This is a genomic window from Nocardia sp. CNY236, assembly GCF_000482385.1.
Taxonomy (GTDB): Bacteria; Actinomycetota; Actinomycetes; order Mycobacteriales; family Mycobacteriaceae; genus Nocardia.
Genome location: NZ_AXVD01000058.1, coordinates 1 through 8,882, shown reverse-complemented (window position 1 = coordinate 8,882; position 8,882 = coordinate 1). Strand labels below are relative to the sequence as shown.

Below are 8,882 nucleotides of genomic sequence, written 5' to 3'. Positions count from 1 at the left end.
GAACCTGTTCTTCCAGCTCGTGTCATCCCGCTACGAGCGGGCCAGCCTCATCGTCACCAGCAACAAACCCTTCGGCCGATGGGGCGAGGTCTTCGGTGACGACGTCGTCGCGGCCGCGATGATCGACCGCCTCGTCCACCACGCTGAAGTCATCTCGATGAAAGGAGACAGCTACCGCCTCAAAGACCGAGACCTCGGCCGCGTCCCCGCGGCCAAGACCAACGACTGAAAACAACGACTGAAAACCCAGGGTGGGTCAAGATTCCAGCGAACTGGCTGGGTCAACATTCGACCGACATTGACACCCGCCAGCGCGGGTACACCCGCCTCATGTGTCCTAAACTCCTCGTCTGGTGTTGTGAGTGTCACTAGTGAGAGCCGAGAAAAGGGGCGCAGCGTGCACGTGAACTTGGAAGAACTGTTGCGGGTTGCGTGCCCTGATCCATCGGCCCCAACGGGTGGCGTGGCCGCTCGGTGTTGCACATAGCCCACGGCAGTCGGGCGCTGACACGCATGGGGATGACGGAATTGACCGCCGTTCGACCGGGATCAGTTGCCGCTTCTGGACCATCCCGGAGATCGTCCAATAGGACGTCCGGCATAGCCCAACACAGCGAGAGGCCATCGGAACTGTTGAAGGAGTTGACTTTTCGTTCGCGGTGGTGCACGTTCGCTCCTGCGACGAGGCCGCTGCGGAACACCAACCAGGTCGATTGCACGACCTCGATCAAGGACGCGCCTAGCGTGGCTACATTGGCTTGGCCGCGGTCTGCAAGGTCAAGTTGGAATGTGGTCGATGACAGCAATACTGGAGGAGATCTGATCCTCTCGTCAACGTGGTGTGCTCAGTCTGATATCGCGTGCCAGGCCTCGCTTGGAGTGGCTATTCCGGGCCGCCATAACAGGGGACACTTCCGGGCTCGGCGCTTGAGGACGGAATCGATCTGGCGCTTTCTCAGCGTCACACCAGGGTCACCATTCGTTATCGGTGGAGGTGACAGTGGCCAAGGGTGATGGGTCAATAGGACAGACGACGAATCCGCGGTGAGTCGTATACCCGAGGCGTTGCACGGTGCGCACAGGTATTGGGGTGAGCAGCATGACGAGATCGACTGGGGCTGGGTCACCGGCCGGCATGCGGCGGGTGGGGATTCCGGCGATGCAGTGGCCGCGGTCAGCCGGGTAGACGTACCATGGGGCCAGGTCGGGCGGTAGCGGAGCCGGATACCGCTTTCCTTCAACATGATTTGGTATTGCGGCGACGAGGATAGCGGCGGTGTCGGTCTCGCTGCGCTGGATTTCGGACGGTATCGAGTCGGGCACGGTCTCGTGAATGAAGGCCCTAGCGGCGGCCTGGCAGTCGCCCGTACATGAGAAGACCGCCACCAAAACCGCGCCGTCGTCGAGGGCCAGAAATTCGAGCGGTTCATGTTCGATCCACCAGTGCACCGGCTCCCACACTCGGCCGTGATCGTCTTGGAAGCGGACAGCGCCCTGGTAGCGACGGATCAGCGGGACGAGTTCGCGCTTGGCGCGTGCACGGTCCCAGTCGGTGTCTTTGGATACCTGTGGTTGTACCAAACCCAGCGAATTGGCCAAGCCTAGAGTTGCGGTATGCCAGTGTGTGGTCACAGCCCTCACGCTAGTAGGTAGGGCACGTGGCGGGTACGCGTATTTCCTGAGGTCGGGTGCAGACGCCGGGATCGACCGTCAGGGGCGTCGGGTCGGGTTGCGATAGGCTTCGCGGGCGTCGGTTTCAGTGGTGTACAGCAGGTAGTATTCCCACACGTCGCCTTCGCCGCCGTATACGCCTCCACCTTCCTCGGTGACCTGCCACCACACCACGCTGTTGTCGGCCAGGGTGAATGTGTGCTTGGTCAAGGTGACAGCACTCCAGCTGGTACCACCGCGGCTGGTGCGGTTGTCGATGTCCTCGGTGTAGTGGGCGGTGGCGGCACGCAGCGGATGCCACAGCGACCGCTCCGGTGCGACGCCCCACCGGGCTCCCAGCATGAGTGTGATCGCCTCGGCGGCCGCGCGGGCGAACGCTTTCGGCTGCTCAGCGCTGTGGCGGGTGGTGGTATTTGTAGCCTCGTCGTAGTGGAGGACCTCCAGCCAAGGGGCGAGGACCAGGGATCCGTCATCGCATGCGGCCCAGCCTTTGTTCCAGCTGACTGTTTCGGCATGGACGATGCGCACATCGGTGTCGGCGTGGATCTCCGCACCCCAACGGGCAGGGTTGGCGGCGAGGTATTCCCGCGCGAGAACGGGATCACAGGTGACTTGAGCCTCGATGGTCCGGCCATGGCGCTTGTTGCGCAGGATAATTCGGGTGGCGTTGCTGGGCACCGTGGGTGGTGTGGCACTGAGCAGGTCCTCGACGGTGTGGTGGCCGGCGCGGTAGAGCTGGTCGGCTCGACGCTGGTCAATGCCCGCAGCCATCAGCCTCGCGGCATGGCTGGGTGGGAACCGGTGAGGGTCTATGAAAGTGCTGGGGCGTGTGCCCCAGCCGGACTCGAGCCACTGCTGTGGGGAGTGTTGTAGCAGGGTTTCAGCGTCGTCGGCGGTGGTGAGGTCGAATGCGGTGATCTGAAGCGGTGGGGTGAGTGGTGACCAGCCGGCGGCGGCGAGCACCTGCGCCGCGGCCGGTGCGACCCCCTCCCTGAGCCAGTCCTCGATGTCGTACTCGTCCCGCAGATCGGCGACGAGCTGCCGCCGATCTGCGGTGTAGGGCATCCAGCAGACTATGCGCTCTGGGATGATGTTGCGGTTCCAATCGTCACCGTCCCCGCTATTGTTGATCAACAGCCAGAGCCGTTCGCGGGGCTCGTCGATGTGGATGCGGTCGCAATAGTCGTTGCGCCCGCCGGTCGGGACCTGTGGCAGTGTCGTGATCTCATCGAGCCCTGCTGCGGTTTCGGGGTATTCACGGTCACTGGTGACGGGGACAAGACTCCCGATCAGGGCATCGATGCGCGCGCTGAGCGCCATGCGGCGCTGATACCGATCCTCGCTATCGAGGATCGGGGCGGCCTCGTCTGCGGTAGCGGCACGAACCTCGGCCCAATAGACATAGCCTGTGTCCGCGCCGACACCGAAACTCAAGCCGTCCTCGTTGTAGTAGATCTGCCCAGCGGTCACCGTGGTGACAATCCCGGACGTCAGCTGCCCATCGGTGCGGCCGCCGGGCACCTCGTCAGCGCCGGGACGATTGTCGCCGGAGGTCCAATTCGCACGGAAGCTGCGCCCAGGGCGGGAGGGGCCGCCGCCCGCGCCCTCACCCAGGCGAATCGTCCATGTCGCTGCGCCCATGGGATTGTGTTGCCGCGGGGAGCAATCAGGATGCTCAACGACCCATGTGCTGTCGGCGGCGCGCTCGGCGGTGCCCTCGCCTGGGTTCACGATGTCCCCGCAATTGCGGCATCGACTGGGATAGCGGTTTCGCATAGTTGATCTCCTTTGGAGTATTGGTAGGGAGGCGCAGTGCCACTGAACTAACTGCCGGGCGATGATGCGGTCGCTATCGACACATTCCGGGGTGCATCGTTGATCTCCTTTGAGGTATTGGTGCGGAGACGCGGTGGTCACTACCAGGGCTTTTTGGCTGTCACGCGCTGGCCACGGGTGATGGCGCTGGCCACGATGAGGACCACTGCGGCCATCGAGCCGAAATACACTGAGAGCCGCTGCGTTGCATGTTGCGGCTCAGGTGTCGCTATCACTGGTCCGGTCGCCGTGCAGTAGGTTCCACGTGCTATGCGCCAGTGTGAGATCGTTGCTGTCGGCAGGTGCTTGCGCAATGACACTCTGTGCCCACAACTTCAGTCCTGCCCTGTCGAGCGTGACCGTGATTGTGGCGGGACGACTGGTGAGCTCAGTGAGGATCGCGTTGTGCAGGTGGTCGACGATGGAGCAGGTTTCAGCGGTGGCGTGGTGCAGGGGCGCCACACGCACATCGACCTGGCCCCTGACTATGTGTGCGTCGAGTAAGGGGTACCCGTGGCGTCGGTCGGTCGAAGTGAAACTGATGCGGTCGATGTCAGGGTGGGTGTCCATATAGGAGCGGATCGTGCTGACGACGCGCTCGGGAGTCACGGTGGCGGGGAAACCACAGAATGGCCAGTCGCAACGCCCTTCATTTCGTGCCACGCTGCGTCTGGTATCTGGCGACTCGCAGTGCAGGCGAAAGTGCGTCCGCTCAGCGGATGGGGCTTCTGGAATCGGTCGTTGGTTGTGTGTCACGGGAACTCCAATCAGTGCAGGGTATTTCGGTGTGGGACGCGATCGGACAGCACTACGCTGTCGAGTAGCGACCATTCGCGGAATCTTCCGGCTGCAGCAACATCGCTCTGTGTGGGCGACGCAAGGCCGGGTCTGAGCGCCCATGTCTGAGTCCTCGTGTGTAGGACGAGGCATACCTACCTATGGGTGATCAACCCGGTGTGGGGTCAGCGGGAGGGACAGTGGACGTTTGCAGTGAGGTGTTGTCCGCCGAGATAGTTCGTCGCCGGTAGCGGAGATGCCCGCGCCGGGACATGTGGCGGATTGACCCCGATCGTTATGTTCGATGTGGGCTGCAGCTCAGCTGCTGGTGCATCGCGGTGGCAGGAACCGACGGTGTCTGCTATCGACGGGACGGCCCCCTCAAGGGTCTACCTCGTATTCTTGAGGAGTGAGCAAGAACATGGCGTTCGGTGAGGTGGACTCGGTCGATGCAGGTGCAGCACCGGACAATGATGGTTCCGGGCCGACGCTGGCCCAGATTCTGCAGCCACTCGGCGCGCCCGATGGAGGCCTCGGCGAGATTGCCTCGGAAATACTGCGGCAAGCCCTTCGCTTAGGTGGCGTTGATGAGCAGCGCTACTGGGATCACGTCAGTCGTTTGGCCAATCCAGACCTTCTCCTTTCAGCGGTTCCGGTCGGCAGCGATCTGGCTGTACCGGTTGTGACCGGTCAGCGCAAGGCGGGCTCGGTCAGGGTGTCTGGAAAGGTGGCGGCCACAGTGATGGGAAATCTAGCGGGCCGCAACGGATTTCCGAATACCCGCGTGGTGATGGACAGTTGGGGCGCTAGCCAGGTGCGATTGCAATGGGGCGACGATGACGCGCCCTTGCCGGAATGGGAGACCTCGTCGGACGTTGATTGGGCGTGTGCGGACGTGGCCAATGGCTTGATGTATGGCTACAGCACCGCTGCGATCCGTGAGTACCTCAGCGAGACATGGGGTCCAGAGGTTGCCGCCGAGGCGATGAGGGCGAACACATCGACCTAATTGCTGTGCCTGTCCCCTTGCCAGCGTCGACACCAGTGGTCGGCGGAGGTCAGTGTGGGGAAATCCACCATCTACCGTAACTATCACCCCGGTGGGCTGTGCACTGTCGTCCGGGTGACGGCGAGATGTCGGCGGCAGTGTTCTGGTGAGGTCGTGGCTGGGGCGTGTCATCCGCCGCATCGGCGCCGATGGGACGCCTGAGGTCCCCCCCCCCCCGGATAGTGGACACCTTGGTCTTCCCCCGGTTTCGCAGGACTTGTGGTCCTGCTGGATGGATGTCCTCATGCCTCCTGGTAAGCGTCGGTCGTTCACGGCCGAGTACAAGGTCGAGGCAGCGCATCGGGTGATCGATTCCGGTCGCACGATTGCCGAAGTCCCGGGAACTGGGCCTCAATGACGGATTATTGAGTAACTGGGTCAAAGATGACCTGCGAAACCGGGGGAAGTCCAAAGTGTCCACTATCCGGGCGGAACCTCACCCCCACTAGAGAGTGTTTCGAAGTAGTTGATGGGGTGGCGGACCCGGGTTGGATCACCGTGGCGCGACGTCCCGACGGTGTATGGGTCGTGGCTGGCGGTGTATGGGCTGTTCCGGCGCTGGCAGCGTGCTGGAGTGTGGGCGTTGATCCTGAAGTTGTTGCAGGCCTACGCCGACTCGCGCGGGAAGATCGTGTGGCAGGTCAGCGTGGACTCGACGATCCTACGGACCCATCAGCATGCCGCCGGCGCACGCCGCGACGGTGACGGGCAGGCCGAGCCGCCCGGTGGCCTGGCCCGCGAACCCGACGACCACGGTCTGGGCCGCTCTCGGGGCGGCTGGTCGACAAAGTTGCATCTGGCCTGCGAACAGGGCTGCCGGGTGTTGTCGCTGCTGATCACCCCGGGGCAGGCCGGTGACAGTCCCCAGTTCACGGCGGTCCTCGACGGCATCGAGGTACCCAAAATCGGTGGTGACCGGCCACGATCACGACCGGTCCGGGTGCTGGCCGATAAGGCGTATTCGAGTCGCGGAAATCGGGACTGGCTGCACAGACACCAGATCCGGGCGACGATCCCGGTTCCAGCGGACCAAGCCGCACATCGCCGCAACCGCGGCTCGGGCGGTCGCAGGCCACCGGTGTTCGATCCGCTCGTCTACAGGGACCGTAACGCTGTCGAACGTGGTATCAACCAGCTCAAACAGCATCGAGCGGTGGCCACTCGCTACGACAAACTCGCTGTCCGATATCTGGCGACGGTCCACATCGCTGCGATCAACCAGTGGCTCAGGCACGACTGAGGGCGGACCCGAACGGCCCACCCTCACCACTTCGAAACACTCCCTAGCGGGCGGCAGGGAGACGTTTCGTCCCGGGATCGCCGAGCAGACGTGCACCCGACTAGGAAACGATGTTGCCGAATAGGACGAGTTGTTCGGCGTGGGTGAGAGCGAGGCGGGTGCGTGGTCGGGGTGTGGTGGTGTTGCACAAGGCGCGGATGCGGTCGGGGTCGGGCGCTTGTTGTCCGAGTCGGGCGGCGACTTCGTTGGAGGATAGACCCTCGTGCAGCATGCGCTGCTCGGCAGTAGCTCGAAGCGTGCCGGGGGAGATGTCGAGACCGGCCTTTTCACCGACTGTGCGGATGGCGTAGTCAACGGTGCGCGGTGTCAGCGGTCGGTGTGGGGCATGGGCGGTGAGGAATAGCGCAGTCTGCGGCGGGTAGTTGCGAAGCCAGCGGCGCCGCTCGGTGATCCAGGCTCTGAGTGCGGTGTGGGTACGCGGCTGCAGTGGCACCGAGCGCGTGTCGCTGCTGCCTGTCGGGCCGATGGTCAGTCGTCCTGGCCGGTGTGCGAGATCCAGGCCCGCCAGCTGCACGGTGGTGATCTCCGATTTCCGCAGTCCGATATCGAGGACGAGTGCGATCATCGCGTAGGCGCGTGTTCCGCGCTTTTCGGCCGCCGCGTACAGCAGAGCCCGTTCCTCTGAACGACTGAGGGTGCGCGGTGTTATGGGCGCCACCGCTGCCCGTGGTGTGGTTGGTGCACCGAACCCTAGCCACGTGTAGAAGGCGGCCAGTGCTGAGAGAGTCAGATTGACTGTGCGCCCGACAACCCCACGCTCTTGTACCGCGGCGGTGAGGTAAGCCTCGACCGCCCGGTCACGGCCGGCTGGAGAGAACAGCGCGTCGTCGAAGCCGTTGTGGGTGTCGAGCCAGGCCATGAAATGCCCGACCCGTTCCAGGTACGTCTGTCGAGAGCGATCAGCGAGATCGTCCCGGTCTTGCAGTGCATAGTCGAATCCGGTCGTTATCGGGGTCGCTGCGGCATCCATCGAAAAGAGCTTCAAATCCTGGGTGTTGTCCACCATCAACCTCCGTGCCGAAACGTGCTGCTCACCAGTAGCGTCGCAGATGGCACTGACATCTGCCAATTAGAATTAGCGGCAGGCTGTGCGCTGAAAATTGCCGCTAATATTCCCGGTGAGGTGGACGAAGGCCCTGTGTCGAGTGGTTTGGCCGACCCTGATTTGTGCTCCTGCATCGGCCTATACGAGGCCGCTGTGGATGTGCGGTTGGTCGAGTGAGTGGAGGCTATTATTCGAACATGAGTTCGAATAATAGCGGTGGGAGTGACGCCGAGCAGACGCTGGTGTATGGGCTGAGTACCGGCCGCACCGGAGTGCGGCCCGATTGTCTGTATGAGATATCACTCGGAACCTGGGCGCAGCCGGCACCTACTGCCTGCCCGGATGGCCACCATCTTGGCGCAGGTCGGGTTCTCGTTGGGACTCAATCGTGTCCCGCCATGGCCAGTGGCCGTCACACTACTCATGAATGCCGCGCCTGCGGCCACGTGATCTATACCCCGGCAATGGTGCCCGGATGCGATCATCATGGGCGCCGTTGACCCTTGATTGATCGCCCGGAAGGGAGGTTGAAGATCTCGTGCTGATCTGGCTGGATCACCTCGAGGTCCAGCAGGGTTGCGTCCAGCAGATGCGCCGTGGACAGAGCACTGACGTCGACATAGTCGCGGCACCACGTCCCGTCAACGGTGTCGTAACCTAACATCTTGCTGACAGCCTCTATCGCCGACGAGGGGGATGGCGGATGGCCCGCCGTCCCACACGAGTACGTGTGGTGGCGTGTTGGCCTTGATTTCGGCGGTAGGTGTCGTAGCGGTGCGCGGCGAGGGAGCGGATATCTTGTGGAGCCGTGAGGGCTTGTACGCGGGCGAGGTCTGAGACGAGTGCGCCCAGACCGGGCGTCCCGACTGGACGTGTGGGTGCTGATGCATCGAGTGCGCAGACCAGTCGGTAGACATCCGTGTCGATGGTCAAGTCCAAATGCGTGGTGTAAAGAGAACGGTCGCCGCGTGATCCTTGTTGGTCAGGCGGTGAGCGCTTCGGGGTTTTCCTCCTGTTCGATGGTCGGGTCGGTGAGCCCGCGTGAGCGGGTCAGGACATCGAGGCCGAGGTAGCGGCGTCCTTCGATCCATTCGTCGTGTTGTTCGGCCAGGACCGCGCCGACGAGACGGATGATGGCCTGGCGGTCGGGGAAGATGCCGACGACGTCGGTGCGGCGCCGGATTTCCTTGTTCAACCGTTCCTGGGGGTTGTTGGACCAGATCTGG

The 8,882-nt window shown here is 63.2% G+C and carries 8 protein-coding genes; 3 read left to right on the top strand and 5 right to left on the bottom strand.

Features of this window, described 5'->3' with window-relative positions; all coding sequences use genetic code 11:
• Positions 1-229, top strand: a 229-nt coding sequence (locus K940_RS0121035; protein WP_028479096.1) for an ATP-binding protein, incomplete at its 5' end; no start/stop codon positions are given.
• 743 nt (positions 230-972) lie between these two features.
• Here the strand turns inward: K940_RS0121035 and K940_RS0121030 are convergent.
• The 3 genes from K940_RS0121030 to K940_RS0121020 form a co-directional block, all read right to left on the bottom strand.
• The gene (locus K940_RS0121030; RefSeq protein WP_155981038.1) at positions 973-1,632 is read right to left on the bottom strand and encodes a hypothetical protein; all 660 of its coding nucleotides are present in this window, start codon (positions 1,630-1,632) and stop codon (positions 973-975) included.
• 78 nt (positions 1,633-1,710) lie between these two features.
• Positions 1,711-3,447 carry a hypothetical protein gene (locus K940_RS0121025; RefSeq protein ID WP_155981037.1) on the bottom strand — a complete coding sequence of 579 codons (1,737 nt, stop codon included), beginning with the start codon at positions 3,445-3,447 and terminating at the stop codon, positions 1,711-1,713.
• Between the two features lie 258 nt (positions 3,448-3,705).
• The gene (locus K940_RS0121020; protein ID WP_155981036.1) at positions 3,706-4,149 is read right to left on the bottom strand and encodes a hypothetical protein; all 444 of its coding nucleotides are present in this window, start codon (positions 4,147-4,149) and stop codon (positions 3,706-3,708) included.
• 523 nt (positions 4,150-4,672) lie between these two features.
• Between K940_RS0121020 and K940_RS0121015 the strand changes: the two genes are divergently transcribed.
• Together K940_RS0121015 and K940_RS29715 are read left to right on the top strand one after the other, a co-directional pair.
• Positions 4,673-5,272, top strand: coding sequence for a DUF6302 family protein (locus K940_RS0121015; RefSeq protein ID WP_028479092.1), 600 nt, complete (start codon positions 4,673-4,675; stop codon positions 5,270-5,272).
• Positions 5,273-5,780: 508 nt separating this feature from the next.
• Positions 5,781-6,551: an IS5 family transposase gene (locus tag K940_RS29715; RefSeq protein WP_036529660.1), complete on the top strand. Its 771-nt coding sequence runs from the start codon at positions 5,781-5,783 to the stop codon at positions 6,549-6,551.
• A 100-nt stretch (positions 6,552-6,651) separates the two neighbouring features.
• Here the strand turns inward: K940_RS29715 and K940_RS0121005 are convergent, their stop codons facing one another.
• Positions 6,652-7,617 (bottom strand): tyrosine-type recombinase/integrase, encoded by a 966-nt coding sequence (locus K940_RS0121005; protein WP_028479091.1) that lies wholly within the window; start codon positions 7,615-7,617, stop codon positions 6,652-6,654.
• 1,021 nt (positions 7,618-8,638) lie between these two features.
• The coding region (locus K940_RS29710) for an IS256 family transposase (RefSeq protein WP_028479089.1) at positions 8,639-8,882 on the bottom strand (244 nt) is incomplete at its 5' end.

Coding starts and splice junctions, on each gene's coding strand:
- K940_RS0121025 (WP_155981037.1), bottom strand. CDS start 3,447: ATGCGAAACCGCTATCCCAGTCGATGCCGCAATTGCGGGGACATCGTG.
- K940_RS29715 (WP_036529660.1), top strand. CDS start 5,781: ATGGGGTGGCGGACCCGGGTTGGATCACCGTGGCGCGACGTCCCGACG.
- K940_RS0121005 (WP_028479091.1), bottom strand. CDS start 7,617: ATGGTGGACAACACCCAGGATTTGAAGCTCTTTTCGATGGATGCCGCA.